The 26,588-nt window shown below is 66.3% G+C and carries 22 protein-coding genes and 3 pseudogenes; 15 read left to right on the top strand and 10 right to left on the bottom strand.

Features of this window, described 5'->3' with window-relative positions; genetic code table 11:
• Nucleotides 1–156: 156 nt before the first annotated feature.
• Entirely contained in the window at nucleotides 157–1,044 is an 888-nt protein-coding gene (cynR, locus tag ACP26O_RS31050) for a transcriptional regulator CynR (RefSeq protein ID WP_012372076.1), read from the top strand.
• Between the two features lie 232 nt (nucleotides 1,045–1,276).
• Here the strand turns inward: cynR and ACP26O_RS31045 are convergent, their stop codons facing one another.
• The 4 genes from ACP26O_RS31045 to ACP26O_RS31030 all read right to left on the bottom strand — a co-directional run bounded on the left by ACP26O_RS31045 (nucleotide 1,277) and on the right by ACP26O_RS31030 (nucleotide 3,571).
• On the bottom strand, nucleotides 1,277–1,534 hold the full coding sequence (locus ACP26O_RS31045; RefSeq protein WP_011660836.1) for a DUF4148 domain-containing protein: 258 nt from the start codon (nucleotides 1,532–1,534) through the stop codon (nucleotides 1,277–1,279).
• Between the two features lie 220 nt (nucleotides 1,535–1,754).
• The gene (locus ACP26O_RS31040; RefSeq protein ID WP_010808884.1) at nucleotides 1,755–2,234 is read right to left on the bottom strand and encodes a DUF1348 family protein; all 480 of its coding nucleotides are present in this window, start codon (nucleotides 2,232–2,234) and stop codon (nucleotides 1,755–1,757) included.
• Between the two features lie 145 nt (nucleotides 2,235–2,379).
• On the bottom strand, nucleotides 2,380–2,850 hold the full coding sequence (cynS, locus tag ACP26O_RS31035; RefSeq protein WP_011660834.1) for a cyanase: 471 nt from the start codon (nucleotides 2,848–2,850) through the stop codon (nucleotides 2,380–2,382).
• A gap of 61 nt (nucleotides 2,851–2,911) precedes the next feature.
• A complete protein-coding gene (locus ACP26O_RS31030) occupies nucleotides 2,912–3,571 on the bottom strand; it encodes a carbonic anhydrase (protein ID WP_175664518.1) in 660 nt (219 codons plus the stop codon).
• Nucleotides 3,572–3,723: 152 nt separating this feature from the next.
• Between ACP26O_RS31030 and ACP26O_RS31025 the strand changes: the two are divergent.
• A pseudogene (locus ACP26O_RS31025) lies at nucleotides 3,724–3,963 on the top strand (LysR family transcriptional regulator); the annotation flags it as partial.
• A 436-nt stretch (nucleotides 3,964–4,399) separates the two neighbouring features.
• On the top strand, nucleotides 4,400–6,913 hold the full coding sequence (locus tag ACP26O_RS31020) for an EAL domain-containing protein (protein ID WP_175664519.1): 2,514 nt from the start codon (nucleotides 4,400–4,402) through the stop codon (nucleotides 6,911–6,913).
• Between the two features lie 204 nt (nucleotides 6,914–7,117).
• On the opposite strand, the gene ACP26O_RS31015 is transcribed toward ACP26O_RS31020, so the two are convergent.
• Both ACP26O_RS31015 and ACP26O_RS31010 read right to left on the bottom strand, forming a co-directional pair.
• Nucleotides 7,118–8,722 carry a bifunctional aminoglycoside phosphotransferase/ATP-binding protein gene (locus ACP26O_RS31015; RefSeq protein WP_175664774.1) on the bottom strand — a complete coding sequence of 535 codons (1,605 nt, stop codon included), beginning with the start codon at nucleotides 8,720–8,722 and terminating at the stop codon, nucleotides 7,118–7,120.
• Between the two features lie 378 nt (nucleotides 8,723–9,100).
• A complete protein-coding gene (locus ACP26O_RS31010) occupies nucleotides 9,101–10,015 on the bottom strand; it encodes a helix-turn-helix domain-containing protein (RefSeq protein ID WP_012372060.1) in 915 nt (304 codons plus the stop codon).
• A 327-nt stretch (nucleotides 10,016–10,342) separates the two neighbouring features.
• Between ACP26O_RS31010 and ACP26O_RS31005 the strand changes: the two genes are divergently transcribed.
• The 6 genes from ACP26O_RS31005 (at nucleotide 10,343) to ACP26O_RS30980 (ending at nucleotide 16,435) form a co-directional block, all read left to right on the top strand.
• The gene (locus ACP26O_RS31005) at nucleotides 10,343–11,416 is read left to right on the top strand and encodes a porin (RefSeq protein WP_175664520.1); all 1,074 of its coding nucleotides are present in this window, start codon (nucleotides 10,343–10,345) and stop codon (nucleotides 11,414–11,416) included.
• A 104-nt stretch (nucleotides 11,417–11,520) separates the two neighbouring features.
• Nucleotides 11,521–11,844: a hypothetical protein gene (locus tag ACP26O_RS31000; protein ID WP_011660795.1), complete on the top strand. Its 324-nt coding sequence runs from the start codon at nucleotides 11,521–11,523 to the stop codon at nucleotides 11,842–11,844.
• A gap of 151 nt (nucleotides 11,845–11,995) precedes the next feature.
• Complete coding sequence (locus tag ACP26O_RS30995) at nucleotides 11,996–13,243, top strand: MFS transporter (RefSeq protein ID WP_175664521.1); 1,248 nt, start codon at nucleotides 11,996–11,998, stop codon at nucleotides 13,241–13,243.
• A 39-nt stretch (nucleotides 13,244–13,282) separates the two neighbouring features.
• The gene (locus ACP26O_RS30990) at nucleotides 13,283–14,149 is read left to right on the top strand and encodes a dihydroorotate dehydrogenase electron transfer subunit (RefSeq protein ID WP_175664522.1); all 867 of its coding nucleotides are present in this window, start codon (nucleotides 13,283–13,285) and stop codon (nucleotides 14,147–14,149) included.
• The gene (locus ACP26O_RS30985; protein WP_175664523.1) at nucleotides 14,142–15,119 is read left to right on the top strand and encodes a dihydroorotate dehydrogenase; all 978 of its coding nucleotides are present in this window, start codon (nucleotides 14,142–14,144) and stop codon (nucleotides 15,117–15,119) included. Before ACP26O_RS30990 ends, ACP26O_RS30985 begins: the two co-directional genes overlap by 8 nt.
• On the top strand, nucleotides 15,119–16,435 hold the full coding sequence (locus ACP26O_RS30980; RefSeq protein WP_175664524.1) for a hydantoinase/carbamoylase family amidase: 1,317 nt from the start codon (nucleotides 15,119–15,121) through the stop codon (nucleotides 16,433–16,435). Before ACP26O_RS30985 ends, ACP26O_RS30980 begins: the two co-directional genes overlap by 1 nt.
• Nucleotides 16,436–16,492: 57 nt before the next feature.
• Here ACP26O_RS30980 and ACP26O_RS30975 read toward each other — a convergent pair whose 3' ends face one another.
• A complete protein-coding gene (locus ACP26O_RS30975; protein WP_175664525.1) occupies nucleotides 16,493–17,053 on the bottom strand; it encodes a DNA-binding protein in 561 nt (186 codons plus the stop codon).
• Between the two features lie 274 nt (nucleotides 17,054–17,327).
• On the opposite strand from ACP26O_RS30975, the gene ACP26O_RS30970 reads away from it, so the two are divergent.
• From ACP26O_RS30970 to ACP26O_RS30955, 4 genes and pseudogenes are all read left to right on the top strand, one after another.
• On the top strand, nucleotides 17,328–18,554 hold the full coding sequence (locus ACP26O_RS30970; protein ID WP_011660790.1) for an aromatic ring-hydroxylating dioxygenase subunit alpha: 1,227 nt from the start codon (nucleotides 17,328–17,330) through the stop codon (nucleotides 18,552–18,554).
• A complete protein-coding gene (locus ACP26O_RS30965) occupies nucleotides 18,551–19,948 on the top strand; it encodes an SLC13 family permease (RefSeq protein WP_175664526.1) in 1,398 nt (465 codons plus the stop codon). The genes ACP26O_RS30970 and ACP26O_RS30965 overlap by 4 nt, the downstream gene beginning before the upstream one ends.
• A gap of 22 nt (nucleotides 19,949–19,970) precedes the next feature.
• The gene (locus ACP26O_RS30960) at nucleotides 19,971–20,942 is read left to right on the top strand and encodes a PDR/VanB family oxidoreductase (RefSeq protein ID WP_175664527.1); all 972 of its coding nucleotides are present in this window, start codon (nucleotides 19,971–19,973) and stop codon (nucleotides 20,940–20,942) included.
• 23 nt (nucleotides 20,943–20,965) lie between these two features.
• Nucleotides 20,966–21,100 (top strand): annotated as a pseudogene (locus tag ACP26O_RS30955) (IS3-like element ISBvi4 family transposase); the annotation flags it as partial.
• 101 nt (nucleotides 21,101–21,201) lie between these two features.
• Here the strand turns inward: ACP26O_RS30955 and ACP26O_RS30950 are convergent.
• A pseudogene (locus ACP26O_RS30950) lies at nucleotides 21,202–21,531 on the bottom strand (integrase core domain-containing protein); the annotation flags it as partial.
• A 230-nt stretch (nucleotides 21,532–21,761) separates the two neighbouring features.
• Here ACP26O_RS30950 and ACP26O_RS30945 point away from each other — a divergent pair.
• On the top strand, nucleotides 21,762–22,250 hold the full coding sequence (locus tag ACP26O_RS30945; protein ID WP_041491770.1) for an HrpB1 family type III secretion system apparatus protein: 489 nt from the start codon (nucleotides 21,762–21,764) through the stop codon (nucleotides 22,248–22,250).
• A gap of 152 nt (nucleotides 22,251–22,402) precedes the next feature.
• Complete coding sequence (locus tag ACP26O_RS30940) at nucleotides 22,403–23,521, top strand: hypothetical protein (protein ID WP_175664528.1); 1,119 nt, start codon at nucleotides 22,403–22,405, stop codon at nucleotides 23,519–23,521.
• A 165-nt stretch (nucleotides 23,522–23,686) separates the two neighbouring features.
• Here ACP26O_RS30940 and ACP26O_RS30935 read toward each other — a convergent pair whose 3' ends face one another.
• Together ACP26O_RS30935 and ACP26O_RS30930 are read right to left on the bottom strand one after the other, a co-directional pair.
• Entirely contained in the window at nucleotides 23,687–24,541 is an 855-nt protein-coding gene (locus tag ACP26O_RS30935) for a methionyl-tRNA formyltransferase (RefSeq protein ID WP_175664529.1), read from the bottom strand.
• 168 nt (nucleotides 24,542–24,709) lie between these two features.
• Nucleotides 24,710–26,419, bottom strand: coding sequence for a hypothetical protein (locus ACP26O_RS30930; RefSeq protein ID WP_244103703.1), 1,710 nt, complete (start codon nucleotides 26,417–26,419; stop codon nucleotides 24,710–24,712).
• Nucleotides 26,420–26,588 lie beyond the last annotated feature (169 nt).

Here is a 26,588-nt window from a genome sequence, read left to right as displayed (position 1 = left end):
GGTTCAGCGTATCCGCAATCCATCGACGACCTCCCTCATGATCGGCTTGGATGCGTGCCTTGATTCGATGGATGAAGGATGGATGCAATTTCAATAGCGTCCAAGACTGGTTTGCGATAGATTCGATAGGGATAGTCAATAGGTGAGGGAATTCCCGTGCTGCTACGTCATATCCGTTACTTCCTTGCAGTAGCAGAACAGAAGAACTTCACGCGCGCTGCCGAGGCGCTTCATGTATCGCAGCCCACCTTGTCGCAGCAGATCCGGCAGCTCGAGGACACCCTGGGAACACTGCTGTTCGACCGTTCCGGCAGAACTGTGCACCTGACCGACGCGGGCGAAGCGTGGATGCGTTATGCCAAGCTCGCGCTACAGGACCTTGACGCAGGGGTGAGGGCGATACACGACGTGGCGGAATTGAGTCGGGGCAGCCTGCGTTTCGCAGTAACGCCGACCTTTACGGCTTCCTTGGTCGGGCCGGTCGTCGATGGCTTCCACCAGCTGCATCCTGGCATCAGGATCGATATCCGCGAACTCACACAGGATCAGATGGAGGCGCAGCTTGCAGACGACAGGCTTGATATCGGTGTCGCATTCCATCCGGCCTTTTCAGTCGACATCGAAAGCCAACCCCTCTTCGCGGAAACGCTGAGCCTGGTGGTAGGCCGCAACCACCCGCGTGCTGCACGCCGCAAGGCACTCGCGGGGCCTGACTTTGGCAAGGAGCCGCTGGTCTTGCTGAACGACACATTCGCGACGCGCCGGTTCATCGATGAGCATTTTGCGCGTCACGCTATTCGACCGCTTGTCGCAATCGAAGTGGATACGGTCGGTGCAATCGTCGAGATCGTGCGTCGCGGGCAGCTGGCGACGGTTCTCCCTGATCACATCGCACGCGTGCAAGAGGGCCTACATCCCGTGCCGATCGATCCCCCTCTGCCAACGCGTACGGCTGCCGTCTTAGAGCGCAAGGGTGCGTATCGCACTGCGGCAAGCAGGGCGTTCTTACAACTGCTGACTGAGCAGTTTGGAAAGCCGACGTGACCACCCCCGACATCGCCGTCGTTGCGTAGTTGAGTAACTTGCTTTGAAGCTGATGCCGCGCGACGGGATTGGCCCGCAACAGCGCGTTTTGCCGAGATCATCGACAGGAAGCCCGCTTTTGCTGACCATTGGATGCTGCAACTGACGATCCGCCGGACATAAACGCATCGAGGCGACTCGCACTTTGTGAGGCGGTGTACGACTCGCTTCGTCGCAGCCGCTTGGTCCGGCGTCACGAGCCGTGGAAAACCGTATCGTTCAGGCGTTGCAGCGTACCGTCCTGCTCGGCCTGGATCAGCTCGTTGATCACGTCGCGGCGGGTCAGTGCGCGCTGGGCTTCCGGCGCCGCGTTCCGCTGGATCAACGGTGCAGCGGAGTGGTAACCCGGTGCAGCCGCTTCTGCGGAAGAGGCTGCAAACGCGGTCGTGGTGGAAGCAGCCAGCGTGAGTGCCGACAGGACGTAAGAAATGTGACGGATGCTCTTGTTCATGATGTTTCCCTTTCCTTGTTTCGATATAAATTAGGTAGTACTAACTGTAATGATGTTGCGGTTCATAATTTCTGCTAGCCGAATCACCGGACGAGATTCGCGCACCGCCCGACAAAACTAGCAGTACCAGTGAACTTCAATACACGCCCAACAATCCGTCGTTCTTCGCAACCAGATCGTTGGGCGCTGATCGCTCACTGCGGCTGTAGCGATCCGGGCTTCAAAGCCCCAACTCGCTCAGCCCCGGATGATCGTCCGGCCGACGGCCCAGGGGCCAGTGATACTTGCGCTCGGATTCCTTGATCGGCATGTCGTTGATGCACGCATAGCGGCGTTGCATGAGGCCATCCTCGCCGAACTCCCAGTTCTCGTTGCCATAGGAGCGGAACCAGTTGCCCGAGTCGTCGTGCCATTCGTAGGCGTAGCGTACGGCAATGCGATTGCCGCCGAACGCCCACAGTTCCTTGATCAGACGATACTCGTGCTCCTTCTTCCACTTGCGCTCGAGGAACGCCTGCGCTTCCGCTCGATTGTTCGCGAACTCTGCGCGATTGCGCCATTTCGTGTCGAGCGAATAGGCGAGCGCGACCTTGGCGGCGTCGCGCGAATTCCAGCCATCTTCCGCGAGACGGACTTTCTCGATGGCCGTCTCCAGCGTGAACGGGGGAAGCGGCGGGCGAATTGCTGCGGGTGAAGTCATTTCGGATCTCCTTGTGGAGTACAGCGCGTTGTTGGTGCTCGACGTGGAGCGCGGCCCCGTCATCGTGCAACCCGAGAGCGCAAGGCCGCCCGAAGCAAGCGCGGCACCGGTGCTCAGTAAGAATTTTCGTCTTCGCATCATTGGTTCAGAACGGCTTGGTTGGCAGATACTTGCCGTTGAGCGTGATGACGGCACGCTCGCCGCCTTCCGGGTCCGGAACCTTCTGGATATCGAGTTTGAAGTTGATCGCGCTGATGATGCCGTCGCCGAATTTCTCGTGAACCAGCGCCTTCAACGTCGAACCGTACACCTGCACCATTTCGTAGAAGCGGTAGACGGTCGGATCGGTCGGCACGCCACCCGGAATGCTGCCGCGCACCGGAATGGTTTGCAGCAGGCGCACGGCGTCGTCGTCGAGCCCGAGGCGTTCCGCGACGAGCTTCGCCGCCTTCTCCGGCAGCGCATGCTGACCGAGCAGCGCGGCTGTCGTGTATGCGAGGCTCAGGCCCGTGCCTTCGTTGATGGCTTCGAACGTAAGGTTCTTGCGCACCTTCGCGTCGACGATCGTTTCCGTCAGAGCTTCGCGCGCGTTCGGTGTGACTTGCGATTGGGTCATGATGTTGCTCCTTGAGTAAATCAACCTAGTGAGATCGGCAGTCGGTGTGACGAGCCGGGAATCAGAGCGCAGCCACGCACTCGGCGGGCGTCGCGGTGACATCGGGATGCGCGGCGAGCGGCATGAACTGGCGAGTCGCGGCGTCGAGCGCGTCGATCGAGCCGGATTCGATGTCGTAGACCCATCCGTGCAAATTGAGGCGGCCTTGCGCGAGTCCCAGTGCAACGGAGGGATGGGTCTTGAGGTTGTCGAGCTGTGCGATGACGTTCTCGCGCACCATCGAGTCGACGCGCTCGCGCTCGCCTGCATGTTCACGCGCCTCGTTGACGAGCTTCGCCGAGTCGGCGTAGCGCAGCCAGTTCGCGACGGCGGGCATATGGTCGAGGCACTTGCACGTTGCGACGGCCGTCATCGCGCCGCAGTCCGAGTGGCCGCAGATCACCACATCCGTCACGCCGAGCGCGGCGACTGCATATTCGACGGTTGCCGACACACCGCCCGGCTCGGGACCGAACGAAGGCACGATGTTGCCGGCGTTGCGGATCACGAACAGATCGCCCGGTTCGCGCTGAGTGACCAGTTCGGGAACCATGCGGCTATCGGAACAGGAAATGAACAGAGTGCGCGGCGTCTGGCTGGTGGCCAGCTTGCGGAACAACTCCCTGCGAGCGGGCATGATGTCCCGTTGAAATTTCAGAAAACCGTCGATGATCTCTTGCATGGTCAGCTCCATTCAGTCTGGCGTTCGTCGCCGCGTCGGTCAGTGCGATGCGTTGAACAGAGAATGGACCTGTTGCGTCATAGTGTCCAAGACGGGTTTGTGATGCTAACCATAGGCAAGACCAATTGTTGTCGGACACGAGGAAATTCGCCGTGCTGTTGTGTGATGTCCGTTACGTCCTGGCCGTCCCGGAACACCGCAATTTCACGTACGCCGCCGAGGCACTGCACGTTTCGCAGCCCACGCTGTCGCAGCGGATACGTCAACTGGAAGACACGCTGCGCACTCAGCGGCTAGACCGTTCGGGGCGGAACGTGCAATTCATGGATGCCGGCGCGGCGTGGATGCGCTATGCGAAATCCGTGCTACGGGATCTGGATGCGGGCGGGCGTCGGCAGTCGAGATATCCTCCTGGTCATTCGGCTGTTGGTCTTCGGAAGAACAAGCGCTGCCCCAAAATCAACGGAGACTGCGGCGGCTCAACATCGGAGGACCGGTTCATGGCGAACAAGAGTCATTGGCGCGAATGTCGCCATGGCACTCAATTCTTGTCCGAATCTGCCGTTAACCCAGGGGGCCGGCCCTGAGAGGGCGGTGTTCCGGCGCGTGGATTGGCTGGACAAGGGGGCCGTCAACCGCAGTCTCGAGGCCACAGTGCCGCGCTCGTCGCCGCGACGCCCCGACGATGGGTCAATTCCTCGTTTGCGAGTTCGATGAGTACGCAACCATTCGAGGCAGGTGATCTCATATCCTGCCTGCCGCCGCAGGCGCGCCCGAAGATTGCCGGATCGAAGTGCGCCGGCGAGGGTTTTTCGTATTGGTTAGAGAATGTATCCGAACAGTTATGATGTTCCGATTGCGCGCCTCGTTGCGCGTCAGATTCTGTCCTGCGCGCCCGCCACGCCGGTGCGGGAGGTCGCGCGACGCATGTTCGCCGAACGTTGCAGTTCGATCGTCGTGATGAAGGATGAACAGGTCGTCGGGATCTGGACCGAGCATGATGCACTGTCGGCCGGCGACAATCCGCGCGAACTCGATCGGCCGGTCAGCGAGGTGATGAGCCATCCGGTGCTGACGCTCGAGGCCAATACGCCGCTGGGTGAAGCCGCGATGAAGTTCAAGCAGTCGGGCGTGCGGCACTTCGTGGTGGTCCGGGACGGCGCCGCGATCGGCGTGCTGACGCAGACCGACATCGTCGTGAACCAGGGGGCGGAATTTTTCCTGCACCTGAAGCCCATCGAATCGATTCGCGTTCATCCGCCTGTTGTGGTGCCCGAGCAGACCGCGCTGCACGAAGTCATCGCACGGATGCGTGCGCAACGGCTCGATGCGATCCTCGTCGGCTACGACGATGGCGAGCACGGCATCCTGACCGAGCGGGACATCGTCCGGCTCTTGGCAGACGGCGGGGCCGAAGGTGCGGTCGGGGCCTACGCGAGCAGGCCGCTGCAGATGCTGACCGCAAGGCAGAGCCTGTATGCGGCGCAGCGTTTCATGACCGACCACAATGTGCGGCATGTTGGCATCCAGGACGACGATGACAGGCTGACCGGGCTGCTCTGTTTCGCGGACGTGCTGCAGAGCATCGAGCACGAATACGCGAACGAGCTGCGCAGCGCGTTGCGCGAGCGCGACGAAGCACTGGGTCTCGCGCGCTTTAACCTTCGCATGGCGGATCGGGTGTTCGAATCGGCGCTCGAAGGCATCATGGTGACCGACCGGCACGCGAAGATCGAGCGTGTCAACCAGGCCTTTACGCGGTTGACCGGGTACACCGAGGACGAAGTGGTCGGGCGCAACCCGGGCCTGCTGAGTTCCGGGCGCCAGACGCCCGATTTCTACAAGCAGCTGTGGCATTCGCTCACGACCGATGGCCACTGGCAAGGCGAAATCTGGAATCGCCGCAAGACCGGCGAGCTGTTTCTCGAATACCTGACGATCACCAGCATTCGCGACAGCGAAGGCGAGATCTCTCACTACGCGGCGATTTTTTCCGACATCACGCAGCGGCGCCAGGCGGAGGAGCGGCTGGGCTATCTCGCCACGCACGACGTGCTCACCAATCTCGCGAACCGGATGCTGTTCGAGGAGCGGCTCACGCACGCGATCGTTCATGCGAAGCGGTTCGGTCGCAAGGTCGCGGTGATGTACCTCGATCTCGACCGCTTCAAGCTGGTCAACGATACGCTCGGCCACAACGCCGGCGACGAGGTGCTGAAGATGGTCGCGGAGCGCATCGTCGCGAACGTGCGCGCGAACGACACGGTGGCGCGCATGGGCGGTGACGAATTCGCGCTCGTGCTCGAGGAGGTCGACGATGTCCGCGACGTCGGGCGAGTCGCGCGCAAGCTGCTGGACGAAGTGGGACGGGCGATCGATATCGGCGATCGCCAGATCTTCGTGACGCCGAGCATCGGCATCAGCATCTATCCGGACGACGGCACCGAGGCGGAGGACTTGATCCTGCTCGCGGACCAGGCGATGTACGGTGCGAAGAGCCGCGGCAGGAACGTGTTCCAGTTCTTCGAGAGCAAGATGACGTCGTCGGCGATCGAGCAGCTGGAGACGCTCGGCGAGTTGCACCGCGCGCTCGAGCAGAATGAATTCCGCCTGTTCTACCAGCCGCAATACGATCTTGCCAGCGGCCGGATCGTCGGCGTGGAGGCGCTGCTGCGCTGGTTGCATCCGAGCAGGGGTTTGGTGCCGCCGGGCGACTTCATCGGGCTCGCGGAGCGATCGGCGCTGATCGTCCCGATCGGCAGGTGGGTGCTGCACGAAGCCTGCCGCCAGGCGCGCCGCTGGCTCGACGAGGGCTTCGAATTCGGGCGTGTGTCGGTGAACGTGTCGGCGCGGCAGTGCTTTACCGACCACTTCCTGAGCGACCTGACGACCATTCTCAGCGAAACCGCATTGCCGGCCGAATACCTGCAGCTCGAGTTGCTCGAAAGCATGGCGATGAACACCCGCGAGGAAATCGGCATCCTGCTGCGCGAACTGGCGACGCGGGGGATCAGCCTCGCGATCGACGATTTCGGTACGGGTTATTCGTCGCTGGTGTATCTGAAGGATCTGCCCGTCGATACGCTGAAGATCGATCAGTCGTTCCTCACGGACTGCGGCTCGGGCAGTACGGACGACGCGATCGTGCGCGCGATCGTTGCAATGGGGCGCGCGCTGGGGCTCGATGTCGTGATGGAGGGCGTCGAGACGGCAAAGCAGCTGGCCTTCCTGCAGGAGATCGGTTGCCACCAGGGGCAGGGCTTCCTGTTCGCACGGCCGCAGCCTGCCGACCAGCTGGTCGGCATCTCGTCGCGTCGCAGCGCTGAATTGCTGGCAGAGTGAGCCGATCGCGCCCCGGCCGTTCCGGCTGCGGCGCGACTTTCCCGCAGACAGTTCGATCGACGGGCACACGGGATCCAGCGCCCGCTCGGAAAGCCAGTTCCAACGCACTGCATTCGGCCGTGCACGCGTTACGGCTGGCTGGGTACTGGTTTTTCCGAGGTGCGCAGGCGGCCGGGCCGCTTGCCCATGACGCGCACCGCGAGCTTACGTACGCAGCGCGGCGAGTAATGGTGCCCAGAATGCGCGGCTCCCATACGCCGCGACATCACAATCGGTGTCGAAACGGATCACGATCGCGGCCTCCGCTTCGGTCAGCGGGTCCGCATGCTCGATCTGTCGTGCCAGCACGGCCGTGTCGGCATCGGAGGCATCGCGTCCGGATGCCGCCCGCGCCGCGACACGTGCGGCGAGCGTCGCCTGGCTCGCGGTGAAATCGAGAATCGCGACGCGCGCGCCGCGGCGTGCGGCGAGCGAGATGAACGCCGCGCGGTTGCGTTCGCGCAGGAACGTCGCGTCGATGATCGCCGTGTAGCCGCTGTCGAGCACCACGCCGGCCTCTGAAAGCAGCCTTTCGTAGACCCGGTCTATCGCCGTGTCCGAATAGGCGCCGCGCGGCAGACGGGTGCCCCCGGGGACACCGGCATTCCGCTTGCGTTCGACATCGCTGGACAGCCGGATCGCCCCGAGCCGCTCCGCCAGCGCACGGCTGGCCAGCGATTTGCCCGAGCCGGAAAGCCCGTGACACAGGAGCAGCATCGGTTGCGCATCGCGTCGTGCATTAGCCATGGCCGACGCGATGCGCAGATAGCGGGTACGCGCCGCTTCGTCACCGCGCAGACGCGCGGTCAGCGCGCGCACCAGTGCCCGATAGACGAAGTAGCACGGCAGCACGCCCAGTGCCGCATGGTCGCCCGTGCGTGCCAGCCATCCGGAAAGGAGGCGGTGGGCACAATCGTCGCGCCCGTGGGCGGAGAAATCCATCAACGCGAACGCGAGATCGCTCGCCACGTCGATCCAGCGCAGCGTGTCGTCGAATTCGATGCAGTCGAACATCAGGATCCGGTTACGCCAGCGGACGATATTGTCGAGATGCAGATCACCGTGGCACGCGCGCACGAATCCGTGCGCATGCCGATCGGCAAGCTGCGGTGCGATGCGGGTCAACTCGGCTTCGTACCAGGCGCGCAGCGCCGCTTCATCCGTCACGGCGACGTCGAGCGTGTCGAGCAAGGGCCGGCACTGGGCCGCGATGCATTCCGCGCTGCCGGGATGGCCGCGCGGGGCACGGCGCGGCGCATGCAGATGATGGCGGGCCAGCATATCGGCGAGGGCGTCCGCATCCGCCAGCCCTTCATCGAGCGACGTGCTGCGTGCGGACAACATCCCTCGCGCGTCGAACCGGCGCATGCGCACCACGTACTCGCCGGGCGCCGCCTGCTGCCGCTGACGGCGCCCGCCAATCCGCACCGGCGCATCGAACGCGCATCGTCGGCCGCGTGCGACGAGCGGCCAGACGCCCAGGTACAGCGGGCCGGCAAACGGCCGATTGAGCGTGCATTCCGCGAGCGCACAGCGGCGGCGCCGCGCAGCGCGCACGAGATCGACGAACGCGAAACGCACCGGCTTGATGCGCTTGTACGCGTAGCGCCCCGCCAGATAGACGACGGACAGATGGGTTTCAATCCGCTCGATGCGTCCCGCGGGGTGCGGATACGTGGCGGGCCGACTCAACGCGCGATCGAATTGCATCGACTTTCGTCGTGCGTTTCCGCGGCCCAGCGCAAACGGTACGTGAGGCGTTCGGGACATGGTGGACGGATCGGTATGGCGGGCGCGCGCGTCGTTGCCGCACCGCGCAGGTTGGATTCGAACGAGAACGGCACGTTCCCGTCTGCTCGATTTTGTCGGATCGGTGTGGCAAGCCACACGCCACCGCTTGACGGACTCCATTGCAGCCGAGCAGCGCGCGTGCCGACTTGATACGCGTCAAGCCTGCAACGAAAGAGGACGTTTGACGCAAGTCAACCGCGCTCGCGGGAGTGGCAATACAGTCGGTTCCAGCACCCGTGAAGGCGTGACAGCACGCGGCATGCTGCCAGCGCGCCGCGACATGGCGGGATTGGCGGCCGCCGGGCGCGGTCATGTCGCTCCCAACCCGGAATCGCGCGTGATCCACCCCACGCCCCACTACGCCCGGTCGAGCAGGTCGACGAGCAGCCTGGCCCCGTCGGCCCCCTTCGTGGAATCGGTCCACAGCCGGTCGATCATCTTCCGGTACATCGCGACGGCATCCGCCGACGTGGTGATCGTCGCGATGCCGGTACGAATGTTCGGCAGCTCGCCGAGCCGGAACGGTGATACCGCGATATGCGCGCTGTCGTCGTCCTCGAAGATCTGGAAGGTCTCGTTCGGCAGGTTGTCGCTGACGATGCCGATACGCACGCCTTTCGCATCGTCCTCCAGCATCCCGACGATCCGCATCACTTCCCGGCGCGCGGCGAGTTTGCGCTCGAGCTGCACGCCCGGCGGCAGCCCGAGGCGGCCGACCAGGCCGTGGTGCAGGAACTGCTCGATCTGGCGCAGCCCGATCAGGCTCGTCACGTTCAGCGGTGCGCGCCGGAACGCGGCTTTCCGGTCCGCGAGGATCGCCATCACTTTCGACAGCGTCTGCCGCCACGCGGCATCGGTCAGCGACGGCGGGATGCTTTCCTCGAGCATCTGGCGCAGCCAGCCGTCGTAATCGTCGGAGGTCAGCAGGAACGAGAACGGATCGAAATGCGCGAAGATCCGCTGCGAGCGGCTCTCGATCTGCCGCATGCGCTCGAAATAGCTGATCGCCGAATCGTGATACTCGACCTCGACGCCCATCAGGTTCGCGAGCGACACCCCGAACAGCGCGGCGAGCCGCTCGAGCGTATCGATCTTTACAATCTCGCCACGTTCGAGCTTGTAGACCGCCGCGCGCGAGATGTTCAGGCGCTCGGCGACATCCTCGCTGCGCAACTCGGCAGCCATCCGGTACGCGCGCAAGCGCTCGCCAATGCTGTCGAAGTCGAAGCGCGCGCCGCGCAGACGCGTTTTTCGGGAACCGGCGGTGGACATGAAGTACCTCTGAGTGGCGGGTGAAAAATCGACAGACACCGAGTTGCGCGACCGCGCCGCCATCCTGCCGGGGGCATCGCGAAGATCGATGTTTGTCTATTTTTTTGTATCGGGTATTTTAACGTAGCCGACAACGAATGCTCGCACACCCGCGGCTTGCGCTCGTCCGGTGCGCGGTAACGGCCTGCGCCCGGACGGTGTCCGTGCGCGTGCACATCGTCTAAATATTTGGACGAAGGGCGAGCGCGCAGACGCTGTCGGCGATAGAGGCATCGCCCCTTCCAGACATTCACACGTGCCGGCCCATTGCGCCGGGAGGAGAAAAGCATGACGTTGCGTACCCCGCGCGCCCGATTTCGGGCAGGATTCCTGATGGCCGGCGCGGCAGGCGCCATTGGCGTCGCGCCGCTCGCGCACGCGCAGTCGAGCGTGACGCTGTACGGTGTCGCCGACGCTTTCGTCGGTTCGGTGAAGCAACCCGGCGGGCGCACGGCGCTCGTGCAGTCGGGCGGCGGGATGACGACGTCGTTCTGGGGGCTCGGCGGCAGCGAGGATCTCGGCAACGGCAACAAGGCGTTCTTCGTGCTCGAAAGCTACTTTCAACCACAAAGCGGCGCGTACGGCCGCTACGCCGGGGACAGCCTGTTTTCGCGCAATGCGTACGCGGGATTGCAGACGCGGTTCGGCCAGCTTCGTCTTGGCCGGATCACGACGCCGCTGTATCTCGCGACGATCCAGTTCAACCCGCTGTTCAATTCGTACACGTTCTCGCCGATGATCTTCCATACGTTCAAGGGCGTGGGCGCCGAGGGCGTGGTCGGCGATTCGGCGTGGAACAACGCGCTCGCCTATACGAGCCCGACGTTCGGCGGATTCAATGCGGGGCTGCTGTATGCACTCGGCAATACGGCCGGCCGGAACGGCGCGAAGAAATGGAGCGTCAACGCGAACTACGCGCGCGGCGCGTTCGCGGCCGCCGTGGTCTTCCAGTACGTGAATTTCAGCGCGACGCCTGGCGATCTCGACGGCGCGCTCGCCGCGGCGCCGGGCCTGTCGAGCCAGCGCACGGTGCAGGTCAGCGCGTTGTACGATTGGCGTGTCGTGAAGCTGTTCGCGCAGTACATGAACGTCGCGAACCGCGCGCAGCGCGGCAACTTCCACGGCGATACGCTGCAGGCCGGCGTCAGCGTGCCGATCGGCGTGGGTTCGCTGCTGGCGAGCTACGCGTATACGCATTCGAGCGGGGCGCTCGCCGACGGCGCGCATCGCAGCACCGGCGCGCTCGGCTACGATTATCTGCTGTCGAAGCGCACCGACCTCTATTCGGCGATCAAGGTCGATCACGTCGGCGGGCTGTCGACCGGCATCACGTACGGCGCGGGCCTGCGCACGCGTTTCTGACGCAGGCATCGCGATGCGAGGCTTCCCGGTTTACCCCGATACATCGGACGCTTGCATTCCGTTTTTGATGCGGGTAGTCTAAATATTTAGACGAGGAGGAAAGCATGAACCTTATGGACGCTACGCAGTGGCTGGCACAGGACGTCGTCGGCTTTTCCGACATTCACCGGTTCGCGACGCGCTGCCGGGACGCGGCGGCGCCGCACGGGCGGGAATCGGCGGCGCTGGTGCTGCTCGCACAGGCGGCCGCGACGTTCGCCGAACGGCAGGAGGGCGTGGCGGTCTGCACGGAGACGGTGCAGGCGTTTCTCGCCGAACTGCGCGAGCACGCGCGGCGGCTGAGCGATGCAAGCGGGCGCTCGGACGACGCGCTGCTCGCGGCGCTCAACGGCTTCGCCGCGCAGGTGTCGAAGGAACTGGTCGTCTGATGCGCGACGCCGGCGCGAATCCGCCCGGGCCACGCCCTTAAGCTGTGCGATGCCGACGATCGGGTTGTGGTCCGTCTGTCTAAAAAAAACGACAAACGACCGCGAGGCGGACGGCCGGCATCGATATCCCCTCCTCACGATACGGACAATCATGGAAGCGAACCTTCGATCCTCCGCGGCCGCGCCCGCCGACGCACCGCCCGAACGGGTGTCGCGCTATGCGTGGAAAGTGCTGGCCGGTTCGGCCATCGGCTATGCGATGGACGGCTTCGACCTGCTGATCCTCGGCTTCATGCTGCCGGCAATTGCGGCGTCGCTGCACCTCGGCGCGCGGCAGGCGGGGGCGCTCGTCACGTGGACGCTGATCGGCGCGGTCGCGGGCGGCGTGATTTTCGGCGCGCTCAGCGATCGTTACGGCCGCGTGCGCGTGCTGACCTGGACGATCCTGCTTTTCGCGGTGTTCACCGGGCTGTGCGCGTTCGCACAGGGCTTCTGGGATCTGCTCGCGTACCGGACCATCGCCGGCATCGGCCTCGGCGGCGAATTCGGCATCGGCATGGCGCTCGCGGCCGAAGCGTGGCCTGCAGCCAAGCGCGCCCGCGTGTCGTCGTACGTGGCGCTCGGCTGGCAGAGCGGCGTGCTCGCGGCGTCGCTGCTGACGCCGCTGCTGCTGCAGAGCGTCGGCTGGCGCGGCATGTTCGCGATCGGCGTGCTGCCCGCGATCGTCGCCTGGGTGCTGCGCAACAAGCTGCACGAGCCGGAAGTGTTCGTCCGGAGCCCGCAGCCGGCGCGCACGGGCGCGCGTTTCCGGCTGCTGTTCGCCGATGCGCGCACGACCCGCACGAGCATCGGCATCGTCGTGCTGTGCGCGGTGCAGAACTTCGGCTACTACGGGATCATGATCTGGATGCCGACGTTCCTGTCGAAGCAGCTCGGCTTTTCGCTGACGAAATCCGGATTGTGGACCGCCGTGACCGTGCTCGGGATGATGGCCGGCGTCTGGTTGTTCGGACACCTGGCCGACCGGATCGGCCGCAAGCCGACGTTCCTGCTGTACCAGCTCGGCGCGGTGGCCATGGTGTTCGTGTATTCGCGGCTGACGGACCCGGCCACGATGCTGTGGGCCGGCGCGCTGATGGGCATGTTCGTGAACGGCATGGTCGGCGGCTACGGCACGCTGATATCCGAAGCGTACCCGACCGTGGTGCGGGCGACCGCGCAGAACGTGCTGTGGAACGTCGGCCGTGCGATCGGCGGCCTCGGGCCGCTCGTCGTCGGCGCGCTCGCCGCGCGCTATTCGTTTCAGATCGCGATCGCGATGCTGGCCGCGCTGTACGTGCTCGACATGATCGTCACGGTCACGCTGATTCCGGAACTGAAGGACCGCGCGCTCGACTGACGCGCGTGGCTCCCGCCCAACCGTAACGAGGAGAGAACGATGGACGTGATCGACGGAGCGCGCGCCTGCGCGCAGCCGTGGGCGGCCACGGTCGCCACGCACGCGTGCGACGTGGTCGCGCATCGCGCGGTGAACCGGCGCTATCGCTATCTGCGCGTGCGCGCCGACGCGCCGCTCGCGAGCGTCACGCAGGCCGGCCAGTTCTATCAGCTCGTCTGCCCCGTCAGCGATCTGCACCGGCCATTCCTGCCGCGCCCGATGAGCGTGTACGGCGTCGGCCCCGGCGCCGGCGAAATCGAGTTCCTGTACAACGTGACCGGCGAAGGCACGCGTGCGCTCGCGCAGCTCGGCGTCGGCGCGCGGCTGTCGATCGTCGGGCCGCTCGGCCGCCCGTTCACGCTCGACGCCGGTGCGCGACGGCTGCTGCTCGTCGCGCGCGGCGTCGGTCTCGCGACGATGGCGCCGCTCGTGCAGCGCGCGGCGGGGGCGGGCATCGCGCTGACGGTCGTGATGTCGGCGCGCACGCCGGACGACCTGATGACCGCGGAATTCTTGCGCGGCGCGCCGGCCGACGTGCATGCGGTGTTCGACAGCGACGGCTCGTCGGCGGTCGCGAACGTGGACGCGCTGCTGCGCGCCGCGATCGCGCGCGATCGGCCGGACTCGGTCTACACGTGCGGCTCGCAACGGTTGCTCGCGCTGCTGCAGCGCGTGCTCGCCGGCCATCCGTCGATGCGCGGCGAGGTCGCGCTCGAGCAGCGGATGGCATGCGGGATGGGCGTCTGCCTGTCGTGCGTGCGGATGTTCGACGACGGCGCGACCCGCGCATTCCGGCGCGTGTGCCGCGAGGGCCCGGTGTTCGCGATTCGCGACGTGGTGACGGAGGTGGAGGTGGAAGTTGGCTGACCTGAGCGTACGCGTGGGCGAACTGCGCCTGCGCAATCCCGTGATGCCGGCATCCGGCTGTTTCGCGATCGAGTATCGCGATGCGCTCGACCTGAGCGGGCTCGGCGCGCTCGTGATCAAGAGCGTGTCGCCCGTCAGCCGCCCGGGCAACCCGACGCCGCGTGTCGCCGACGCGGGTGACGGCATGCTGAATTCGATCGGCATTCCGAGCCGCGGCATCGACGACTATCTCGAACACGTGCTGCCCGCGTACACGGGCCACGGCACGCCGGTCGTCGCGTCGGTGTCCGCCGATACGGCGGACGCGTTCGCGCGCGCGTGCGAGGCGCTGTCGCGACCGGACGTCGCGGCGATCGAGGCGAACATCTCGTGCCCGAATCTCGAGGCGGACGGCATGGCGTTCGGGATGGACGCGGGCATGACCCGGCAGGTCGTCGACGCGATCCGCACGCGCACCGGGCATCCGCTGTGGGTGAAGCTGACGCCGAACGCGGGCAACATCGCGAAGATCGCGCAAGCGGCGCAGGACGCGGGCGCCGATGCGATCGTGATGGGCAACACGGTGCTCGGCATGTCGATCGACGTGCGCACGCGCCGGCCGTCGCTCGGCAACGTGATGGGCGGCCTGTCCGGGCCGTCGATCAAGCCGATCGCGCTGCGGCTCGTCCACCAGTGCTACCGTGCCGTGTCGATTCCGGTGATCGGCTGCGGCGGCATCCGGAGCGCCGCCGACGCCATCGAGTTCCTGCTCGCCGGCGCGAGCGCGGTGCAGGTGGGCACTGCGTCGTTCCGCGATCCGGGCGTGATGCGCACGATCATCGACGGGCTCGAGCAGTTTTGCGCGGACGAGGGCATCGGCACGATCGCGTCGCTGACCGGGCAGGTCAGGCTCGACGCGGAGCTGAGCGAGCGCTGGCAGCGCTTTTGCGCGGCGCCGGCGCGCGCGGGCGGCGCGACGGCGGGGGCGTGATGAACGCGCATACCGACAGGCCGGACGCGCCGGCGGACATCGACGTGCACGACGCGGCGGCGCTGCCGCTCGCCGAACTGACGGCGCTCGCCGAGCAGTGGTTCGACGAGATCCGCGTGCTGTCGGCCGACGGCGTGGGCGTCACGCGCGAGAGCTACGGCGACAGCGAAACGGCGGCCGCGCAGCGGCTGGCGGCGCACGCCGAACGCGAGGGCATCGCGGTGCGCGCCGACCGCGCGGCCAACTTGATCTTCAGCCTGCCCGACGCGGACCCGCATGCGCGCGCGATCTGGGTCGGCTCGCATCTCGACTCGGTGCCGCATGGCGGCAACTACGACGGGCTCGCGGGCATCGTCGCGGGGCTGCTGTGCCTCGTCGCGCAACGGCGCAGCGGCCGCGCGTCGCCGCACCCGTTGAACGTGATCGCGCTGCGCGGCGAAGAGAGCGCCTGGTTCGGCAAGGCCTACATGGGATCGAGCGCGCTGTTCGGCCGGCTGACTCCGGACGATCTCGCGATGAAGCATCGCAGCACCGGCCGCCCGCTGGCCGAATGCATGGCGGCGGCGGGCGTCGACATCGACGCGGTGCGGGCGCGCAAGCCGCTGTTCGACGTGCGGCGCGCGCATGCGTATCTGGAGCTCCACATCGAGCAGGGGCCCGTGATGGTCGCGCGCGGGCTGCCGGTCGCGGTCGTGTCCGGCATTCGCGGCAACGTGCGGCACAACTCCATCAGCTGCATCGGCGAGGCCGGCCACTCCGGCGCGGTGCCGCGCGACCTGCGGCACGACGCGATCTTCGCGGTCGCCGAGCTGATCACGCGGCTCGACGAGCACTGGCGCCGGCTGCTCGAACGCAACATCGATCTCGTCGTGACGACCGGCATCGTGTCGACCGATCAGGACGAGCATTCGATTTCGCGGATTCCCGGCCAGGTGCATTTCAGCTTCGAGGCGCGCAGCGAGAGCACGGAGACGCTCGACGTCTTCCATGAGCTGCTGATCGCCGAATGCAATTCGATCGCGCGCGAGCGTGGCGTGCGATTCGATTTCGACCGGCGGTTGGCGAGCGCGCCGGCGCGGATGGATGCCACCCTGCGCGCCGCGCTTGCCGCCGCGTGCACGCGGCTCGACGTGCCGTATGCGACGCTGCCGAGCGGCGCGGGCCACGACGCGGCGCTGTTCGCGAACGCGGGCGTGCCAAGCGGGATGCTGTTCGTGCGCAACGATCACGGATCGCACAACCCGCACGAGGCGATGTCGATCGATGATTTCATGCTGGGCGTGCGCGTGCTCGCCGACACGATTGCGCGGCTGTGACCGGCGACACGGGAAGCGATGGCGGCCGACGCGCCGTGGACCCGGAAGGCGTGCGGTTCACGCCGACGGAACGTGTGCGCCCGCGCCGCCTTCCGCGCGGCTCACGTGCGCGAGCACGAATGCATAGACGTCATCGAGCGCCGACACGATGCGCGTGCCGGCCGCGACGCCATCGAACGCGCTCGCGGGCCCGGTGCAGATCAACGGCTTCGCGAAGCGCGTCGCGAGGCGGATCTCGTCGAGCGTGCCCTTGCTCCCCGGCAGCGCGACGACGACGTCGCTCGTCAGCACGTTCACGTAGTTGCGGCTCAATGCGTCGTCCGGCGCGTCCGCTTCCTTGCGCGGCAGTGGCGTGACGATAGGCAGGTCGATGAACGGATTCGGATAGCCGGCGATCGGCACGAAGCCGAACAGCGGGTGCGCTTCGCTCGGCACGATGCCGATCGAGCGGCCGCGGCGCCCCGGCGTCGTCGCGTACGCGCGCGCGATCGACAGCATCACGCCGCGGCCGGCGCCGGTCAGCAGGTCGAATCCTTGCGCGGCGATCCACGTTCCGAGCGGCGTCGCCAACTCCGGCCATTCGTTCTTGCCCGAGCCCATCACGCCAATGATCGCCATCTTGTCCTCCTGGTTGGCCGACGCGCGGCGCGTCGATCTCAGCGATCGCGCGTGCCGTTCGTCTTTTTAATTATACACATCGGCCGATTTCTGGCGATGCGACGACGATGATGGGCTGAAAATTGTGGACTTTCCCGTCTTGCATTTTCCCTTCACTTTATTTAGTCTAAAAAAATAGATTTATCGACGGACGTATCGCGACTCGAGGGTTCGCCGGTACGCAGACGTCTCCGGGGCGATACAGCCCGCTATAACCTGAGAGAGAGGTGTATTCATGCTTGACCACGCCACCAACGAATTGCTGACCCGCGTGGGGCCCGGCACGCCGTGCGGCGAGTTGCTGCGTCGCTACTGGCATCCGGTCGGTTATTCGTCGGAGCTGGCCGAAGCCGGCCAGACGAAACGCGTGCGGATTCTCGGCGAGGATCTGGTGCTCGCGCGCACCGGCAACGGCGGCGTGCTGCTCGTGCAGGAGCGTTGCCCGCATCGCGGTGCATCGCTGCTGTACGGCTTCGTCGAGGAAGCCACGATCCGCTGCGCGTATCACGGCTGGCAGTACAACGCGGCCGGCGAATGCGTGGAGCGGCCGTTCGAATCGGCGAAGGCGAGCCGCGTCTGCAAGAAGCTGATCGACAGCTATGCGACGCACGAATGCGGCGGGCTGATCTTCGCTTACATGGGGCCGGCGGAGCAGAAGCCCGCGTTTCCGAACTGGGACATCCTCGTGCGCAACGACGGCGTCCGCCATTTCGAGGTGCAGGACGATCTCGCGTGCAACTGGTTCCAGGTGCAGGAAAACGCGGTCGACGTCACGCACACCTTCTATACGCACTCGAAATACTTCGAGCACCTCGGCATGCGCGACGCGTCCGGGTTCGGCAAGCCGTTCAAGCGGTTCGGCTTCCAGCGCTTCGACTGGGGCATCGTGAAGAGCTGGGAATACGAAGGCGAGGGCCGTGGCTGGGGCAACCTGATGGTGTTCCCGAACATGCTGCGGATCATGACCGAGATGCACTGGCGCGTGCCGGTCGACGATACGACGACGCGGATCGTCTGGGTGTCGTTCACGCCGAACGCGGACGGCGCGCAGCCGCCCGCGGACGAGGCGCCGAAGATCGTCCGGCAGCCGGCGCGCACCGACGCGGCGGGCCGCTACCTGATGGACACGTTCATGAGCCAGGATGCGATGGCGGTCGAGACGCAGGGCCCGATCTTCGATCGTTCGCGCGAGAACCTCGGCGCGTCCGATCGCGGGATCGTGATGTTCCGCCAGATGCTGCAGGAGCAGATCGACGCGGTCGCGCGCGGCGAGCGGCCGGTCGCGAACGTGTACGGCGGCGCGCCGGACGTGACCGACCTGCGCGCATGGATGGGCGGCTATCTGCCGATGAGCTGCGCGCCGGACCCGACGTTCCGCCAGCAGCGCGAATTCGGCGACATCTTCGACGAGTCGCACGTCGAATACGAGATCCCGGCGAACTCGCCGGTGATGCGCGCTTGAGCGGCGGTGCGCTCGGCGGGCCGGGCCGCGGCGCCGGCATGCTGACGGGCGGCCGCGTCACGGCCGCGCTGCTCGCGGCGGGGCTCGCGAGCGTCGCCGCGCTCGGCGCGCGCGGCACGCTGTCGGCCGGCGACGCACGCATCGTCGCGATTGTGTTCACCTGCATCGTGCTGTGGGCGACGGGCGCGGTCGCGAGCCTGTGGGTGTCGCTGCTGTTTTTCTTCCTCGCGGCGACCTGCACGTCGGTGCCCACCGCCGAGATCTTCTCCGGCTTCGGGTCGAGCGCGTTCTGGCTCGTGTTCAGCGGCGCGGCGATCGGCTTCGCGCTGAAGGAGAGCGGCCTGAGCGAACGGATCGGCATCGCGCTCGCGCGCCGGATCGGCGGCTCGTATCTGAAGGCGCTGCTCGCATTCGCGATCCTGAGCTTCCTGCTGTCGCTCGTGATGCCGTCGACGTTCGGGCGGATCGCGATCCTGGTTCCGATCGCGATCGGCTACTGCGACGTCGTGAAGCTCGGCGCGCACGCGAACGGGCGGCGCGGCATCCTGCTGCTCGTGATCGTCGGCTCGTACGAGCTGGCTGCCGCGGTGCTGCCCGCGAACCTGCCGAACGTGATCATGGCGGGGATTCTCGAGCAGTCGCACGGGATGCATCTGCGCTTCTCCGAGTATCTGCTGCTGTTCTTTCCGGCCGGCGTGATCGTGCGCGGCGCGGTGCTGGTGCTCGCGTCCTGGTGGCTGTTCGCGGATACGGTCGGCGAAGTCGAGATACCGGCGGCGCGCGTCGCGCTCGGCCGCCGCGAATGGCACGCGATCGTGCTGCTGGCGATCACGCTCGCGTTCTGGTTCACCGACGCCGTGCATCGCATCGCGCCCGGCTGGGTCGGGCTCGGCTTCGCGCTCGTCTACTTCGGCACGTCGCCGCCCGCACAGCTCGAGCGCTTCACCGCGACGCTGAAGATGGACCTGCTGTGGTTCATCGCGGCGATCATCGGGCTGACCGCGCTCGTCAACCATCTCGACATGCGCGTGCCGGACACGCTCGCGCTCGACGCGCTGCGCGACAGCCCGATGCTCGTGTACTTCGCGCTGACCGCGCTGTCGATCGTCGTCTGCTTCGCGGTCACGTCGAATGCGGAACCGGCGCTATACGTGCCGATCGTGTCGCGCCTGCTCGCGCAGGGGCTGCACCTGAAGGCCGGCCTGCTCGCGCAGGTGATGGGCTATGCGACCACGGTCCTGCCGTACCAGTCGCCGCCGATCGTGTTCGGCAACGCGCTCGCGCAGCTGGACCGGGGTGCGGTGCTCCGGTACTGCATCGCGACGGCGCTGCTGGGCGTGGTGTTCGTGATCCCGGTCAATGCGTTGTGGTGGCGGCTGATCGGGCTGCTGTGAGTTTTCCTGAACGGTGAATCCAATGATCGAAAACGATCTGCTTGCCGCGCGCGTGATTGCGCGCGAGCGCGTCGCGTGCGACGTGATTTCGCTGCGGCTCGTCAGCGACGCGCCGGGTCTCGCCCTGCCGGCGTTCGAAGCCGGCGCGCATATCGACCTGCATCTGCGCGACGGGCTCACGCGCAAGTATTCGCTGTGCAACGATCCGGTCGAGCGCGGCGTATACGAGATCGCGATCAAGCGCGAGCCGGCGTCGAGCGGCGGCTCCGCGCACGTGCACGATGCGATCCGGGTAGGCGACGTGCTGCGGATCGGCGCGCCGCTGAATTACTTCCCGCTCGCGCCGGACGACAGCCCGGCCGTGCTGCTCGCCGCCGGGATCGGCGTGACGCCGTTGCTCGCGATGGCGCATAGCCTGGTGCGCGCGGGGCGGCCGCTCGCGTTCCACTACTTCGTGCGTTCGGTCGACGCGGCCGCGTACGGGGCGACGCTTGCGTCGCGGCTCGCGGACGTCGCGACGGTGCACACGGGGCTGACGCCCGACGCGACCCGCGACGCGATCACGACGATTGTCGGCGCGATGGATTCGCGCTCGCATCTGTATTTCTGCGGACCGGCGCCGTTCATGGCGGCCGTCGACGCGATCGCGCGCCCGGCGCTCGGCGATGCGCGGCTTCATCACGAGTATTTTTCCGCGCCGGCCGCGGAGCCTGCCGACGGCGAGGCCGACGCGTTCCGGATCGAGCTCGCGCGCTCGCAGCGCGCGCTGCTCGTGCCGCCGGGGCAGTCGATCACCGATGTGCTGTACGAGCACGGCATCGCGGTCGCCACGTCGTGCGAGGCGGGCGTGTGCGGCGCATGCCGGACGACCGTGCTCGAGGGCACGCCCGATCATCGGGACGCGTTCCTGAGTGCGGCGGAAAAGGCCCGCAACGATTGCATGATGCCGTGCGTGTCGCGATGCCGTGGCGAACGGCTCGTGCTGGATCTCTGAGCCGTCACGGGGGGCTGTGTGCGCTGGCAAACGGGGTACGCGCGGCGAAGGCCGGTAAGCTGAAGGATGTCGGTCGGCACCCGAAGCCACTGACGGAAATGGAAGTCGAGCGAGCGCAGGTCAAACGCGAACTGGCCGAGGTCAAAATGGAGCGCGATTGACCTGCCCCCTGAGCTGCCCCCTTCAATAAGGCCAATGAGCTTCCGGCAAAGTCCCTTTGAACCAACTCCTGGAAAGCTGCAGGAGCATCCGCGGTTGTCCGATGTTCCGCCCCAAACTCTGACGGCGCAAGGTCGTTCAGTGCACTGTGCGGCCTTTGCTCGTTGTAGTCCTGACGCCATGCCGCGATGACAGCCCGAGCGTGCGCGAGTGTCGTGAACCAGTGCTCGTTCAGGCATTCGTCGCGGAACTTGGCGTTGAACGATTCGCTGTACGCATTCCGCGTTGGCTTGCCCGCCTGAATCAACTTCAGCGTGACGCCGTTCGCATACGCCCACTGGTCAAGCGCGCGGCTCGTCAATTCGGGCCCCTGGTCTGTTCGCGCCGCCTTGGTATAGCCACGAAAGCGAGCTGCACGGTCCAATGCCCGATCCGGCCTGTCGCACCGATCGATCCCATCGCCCCGGTCGGTTTTCTTCTCCGTTCTCTCTTCGCATCCCGATCGTTCCGTTCGCGTCGCGTCGGCGAAAGCCGACCCGATACAAGAGACTAACCGCCAGGGGACGCCCACGACGCACGAGCCGGCAGCAAGCGCGGCACGGCTGTGCGCGGCGCCGCCGTGCGCTTTTTGATTGCAGCACTCCAGCAGACGAGGACATCGTGACTTACACAGGATGCAGGGATGAGATTGCCGGCGGCCTAACCAAGGTGCTGTGGACGGCTTCGCAGCTCGACGACGAAGCCGATTTCGAGGATCTCCTCGAAGCGATCCGCGTGCTTCGGCCCAAGTGGCCCGGCGCGGGGACGGTCGCCGCATGGCGCTACGTCCGGCGCCAGGCATGGGGCGACGCGCGCCGCGTGCTCGAAGACGACGACACCGAAGCGAAGCGCTCGGGGCTTCATGCCGCACTGATGGCGGTGTGTCTGTTCGGCCTCGAAGACCCGCTGTGGCACAGCTATGCGCTCAGCGCGGCCGAGCAGCGCGAAAGCATCGAGGGCGCGACGATCGGCGCGCGCCTGCTCGAGCGTGCCGCAAAGCTCGACGCCAGCGTGCAAGCGCCTGCGTCCACCGACGCACCGGCGAGCACGCACGGCGTGCCGGCCGACCACAGCGGATTCTCCGCGTCGATGACGTGGGTCCGCGCATGAGCATCCGTTTTCACTTTCCGCGCGCCGGGCGATTCGCATTTCAATCGCAGCCTTCGCATCGGTGCGCTTGTAGCAGCGACAGCAACCTAGACTGACTTTGCCTCGTAGTACCCACGGTCACGCAACCACTTACCCGACAGGAAGGAAACATCATGAATCTGAACGTTCCGAGTATGAACACCTACCCCACCGATCCGGCGAGCTACCTGCAACGGCTGACCAACGGTGCCTCGACAGGCTCGACGCAGGACGTGCTCAAGGATCTCATCGGCCTCATCAGCCAGTTGCTCAAGCAGATGCAGGCCGGGCAGAACGGGCAGGCCGGCGGCATGCCGGGCGGCGCCGGCGGTGCTGGCGGCACGCCCGGTGGCATGTCCGGTGGCGGCGCGGGCGCAATGCCCGGCGGTGTGGGGGCGACGCCCGGCGGCATGGGGGGCGCGGGCGCCATGCCGGGCGGCACCGGGGGGATGACGGTGCAAAACGCGGCGGGCGTGCTGGCCTCGTACATGGGGCAGCATGGCCTCAGCGCGTCGGACCCGAACACGATGTACAAACTCTCGACGAACGCCGACGGCGGCACGCCACCCACGGTGCAGCAAGCGGCGCAGACAATGCTCGCGAACCCGGGTGCCTACCAGCAGATCGAGACGCACGACGTGGCGGGCACCGACGGCAAGTCCGCGGTCAGCAATTTCCAATGGGCGGCTCAAGGCGGACTCGGCGCGGCGGGCAACGCAACGGGTGGCGCGGGCGGCGTGGCGGGGCAGTCGGGGACGACCGGCGGCTTGCCTGGCACGGGCGGTTTTCCGGCGAACACCAGTCCGCTGCCGACGACGGGTGGCTTGCCGACAACGGGCGCGACGGCAGGCTTCACCCCCGGCACGGGCGACCTCCTGAAGGACGGCAAGCCGCTGCAGATGGCCGACGAAGGCAAGGCGCTGGCCAACTTCAACGCGCAGGATGGTGCCGACTTCCAGGCCATGGAAAGCGCGTTGTCGCACGGCGACGGCAATGCCGCGGCGAAGACGCTCGCCAACGCGGTGAAGTCGGGCAAGCTGAGCCAGTCGGATGCGGCGGCGATCGGCGCACAACTGCAGCAGACGGCGAACGCACATGGCGGTGGCAAGATCAGCCACGACGCGAGCAAGGCGCTGTCGGATGCACTGGGCGGCGCGAACGTGCTGACGCCGGGCAAGACGCGTGCCGCGGTTGCCTTCGAGAACATCACCGGCATTCACACGGGTACGATCGCCGGCGTCAGCACGAAGTAACGTCGTCGGCAGTTCCGGCGATCATCCCGATCGGCGACCCGAGCGGCCGCCGATCGGGGCTGCGGGAAGCGACGATCGGGAACAAGCGGCGACAATCGGCGGCCGCGCTGCGAAATACCGCAGCGCGGCCGCTTCGTTGTTTACCGGCGCAACCGATGTCCCGATTCAGCCCTCCATCTGCTGACGAAGGGACGCGTTCAGCGGGCTCCATTCGAGCAACGCGACGAAGCCGTCCTGCGCGGCGACCACGACCCAGCGCCGGTACTGATGCACGATCTGCCCGGGCTCGTACGTGTGTGCTTCCTGCCAGGCGGTGGCGCGCCGCACGTGGACGGTCGTGCCGAACAGCGGCGCGATCGATTCGACATTCCCGCAGGCCCGCACGACGCGCATCACCTCGGCCACGGGCTGCGCAAAATCGATCGTGCGCTCGGCATCGGCAAGGCGCGGCCAGTAGCTGCCCGCATTTTGTGGACGCCGTTCGTTCCAAAGCCGATCGAAGTCGCGGGCCACGCGCGTGGCCAGCCGATGGGCGGCCATCTGCAGCTTCAGCTGCAGCGTCTCGTGCCATTCGTCGGCATCGAGCGGAAAGCATTCGGAATCGACGATCTCCCCGGTATCGAAATCGGCATCGATTCGATGGCAACTGACGCCCCACTCGCGCCGCCCCTCGAGGATGGCGCGCATGGCCGGGTACGGGCCGCGCCCGTCGGGCAGCGGTGACGGATGGAAGTTCGCAGCATGGCGCAGATAGGGCTGCCACGCCGGAATCTTCCGGTTGTAGCCGGCCACGATCAGTGCGTCGCATTGCCGTTCGGCGAGCCAGCGCAGATCGTCTTCGTCGATGCGTGACAGCTGCACCGGAATGCGCAGCTTGTCCGCGCGCTCGACGAGTTCGCTATTGAAGTCGAGCCGGTTGTCGACCGGAATCGAGTAGAGCGCCACAGGCTCCCAGCCGGCGGCAACGAACGCGTCGAAGACGACACGCCAGCGATCGAAGCCGGCGAACGCGAATCGCATGATCGGTTCTCCCTTTCGCAATGAAGGTCATGGCGGCATGGACGGCGATGACGGCCGACGGCCACCCCGCTTCACGGTAAGCGCGCACGGTGGAGGACAGCCTGCGCATTCCGAAGTTTCGTCGAGTGCCGCGAACCGGCAAATAAACCGCCGACTGCGCGCCGCGCGTCAGGACCTCAGCCCGAGGTTTTTCTTGATGGCGTCCTCCGCCGTCTTGGCGGCGGTTGCCGTGAGGCCGGGCTGCCCGATGATGTTGGCGATCTGTTTGAGCCGCTCGCTTTCGGTCAGCGGTGCGGCGCTCCGGCTGGCAGCCGATGTATCGCGCGGCGCCGGCGCCTCTTGCGGTTTTTCGCGCCGCGCGCGTGCAAGCTGCGAAAGCAGCAGTGCCGCTTCGCCCTTCGGAATGCCGCTGTCTGTCAGCAGCGTGTGCGCGGCGATCAGATCCTGATTGCGGCTCGCGCGCGGATGGTTGCCCACGATCGCGAGCGCCTGCTTCGCGCGCTGCGAGCCTGATGCGTCGACTGCCATGTCGGCACCCGCGAGCGCCGCAAGCGACGCCGGATCGAGGCGCCCGATGCTCTTGGTGACCATCGACAGAATGTGCTTGACCACGATGTCGCGCTCGGCATCCTTGTGTACCTTCGCCTTGTCTTCAGCGTGCATGCCCGAGATCAAGCGCTTGCCGAACGACGTCGTGCTGTTGGCGTAGCGGCGTGCATCGTCATAGAGCGATGCATAGATACCCGCCTGCGCGTGCGGGGTGCGCAAGTCCGCAGGCAGGCCTTCGTCCGCTGGCCGCGCCTCCATGGCGCGCAGATCGTCGATCTTCGCGCGGCTCGTTTGCAGCGCCGCGCGCAGGCGCTCGTCCTGCGTCTGGCCGGTGTAGTCGTGCGGGGCCAATACCGTGTCGACGTAGCGTTGGATCGTGGCGGCCTTCGCATTGCGCAGGTTTTGCCGTCCTTCGACAAACGGCTTCTTCAAATCGAGCGTTTCCTTGACCGCGTTGGTCAGGTGCCCGGATGCCGCGAGGGGTGCCAGCGCGCCGTGCGAGCCGCCTATGAGCAGCCCGCTTGCCGTCAGACCGATGGCGGACGTGACCGACTGGTAGAGCGCGCCGTTACGTTGTTTGCCCTTGTTCTCCGCGATGCTCATGGCGGTCAATACGTCGCGGGCATGCTGCGTGAGCGGATGCGCGTCGTCTCGCGCGATGCGCGAGAGCTTGCCTTTGTCGTATTGCCATTCCCCCTTGCTGTTTTTCGTCAGCAGCAGATTCTCGACCTGGTTGGGCATCGGCGCGCCCGGAGGGCGTTTTTCGGGGTGCTCGAAGCGTTCGACGTCGGCGGCGAGCATCGCCTTGACCTTGTTTTCGTAACGGCTATGGATCGAATGCGCGGCGGCGGCGTTCGAGCCCGAGGCCAGCGCGTTCACGAGGTCGGTGGCGGGCGCCGCGTCGTAGCCGAACTGTCCGTGCGTCGCCGTCGATACGCCGTTCAGGCCGTCTTTCGCGGGCCGCTTGGCGGCGAAGGCCGTCAACGTCATGCCTTTGCGGTTGACGCCCATCGCGTGCGCGAAATCGGCGAAGCGTCGACCTTTGCCGCCGGCACCCGGCACGAATGCGCCGATGTCGTCCACACCGGGCTTCTGCGGCGCGATAGCCGCTGCGGGCCTGGGAGCGGCGGGCGCAGCGGGCAGACTTTCCGCGCCCGGGCGCTTGCCGAGGCTGCCGAGTTCCTCGATGAGCGCACCGGCACTTGCGCGCCGGGTCGGCACCGGAGCGGGTTTCGCGCCCGTGGGGGGGCCGGGGTCGCTCGTCGTGCGGGTGAGGGATGCGGATTCGATCGCATGCGAGCGGAACTCGATCTTGGGTGGGGGCGCCATGATGTTCTCGGACCGGGAGACAAGATGGACTGCACTGTGCGGGCCGGTCATGACACTCCCGTGAACCGCGCGAAGCCTCGTTCGGATTGGCGAAGCAGGTTCGCGGCGGCATACCGCCGAGCCGTCTCGCGGGTGTCGCTCATTCGGTTTTCGCGGTGCGGCTTCGCGC

This window comes from Burkholderia sp. R-40, from assembly GCF_049942845.1.
Lineage (GTDB): Bacteria > Pseudomonadota > Gammaproteobacteria > Burkholderiales > Burkholderiaceae > Burkholderia > Burkholderia ambifaria.
The sequence above is the reverse complement of the archived record's forward strand: the minus strand, read 5'-3'. Positions and strand labels throughout refer to the sequence as shown.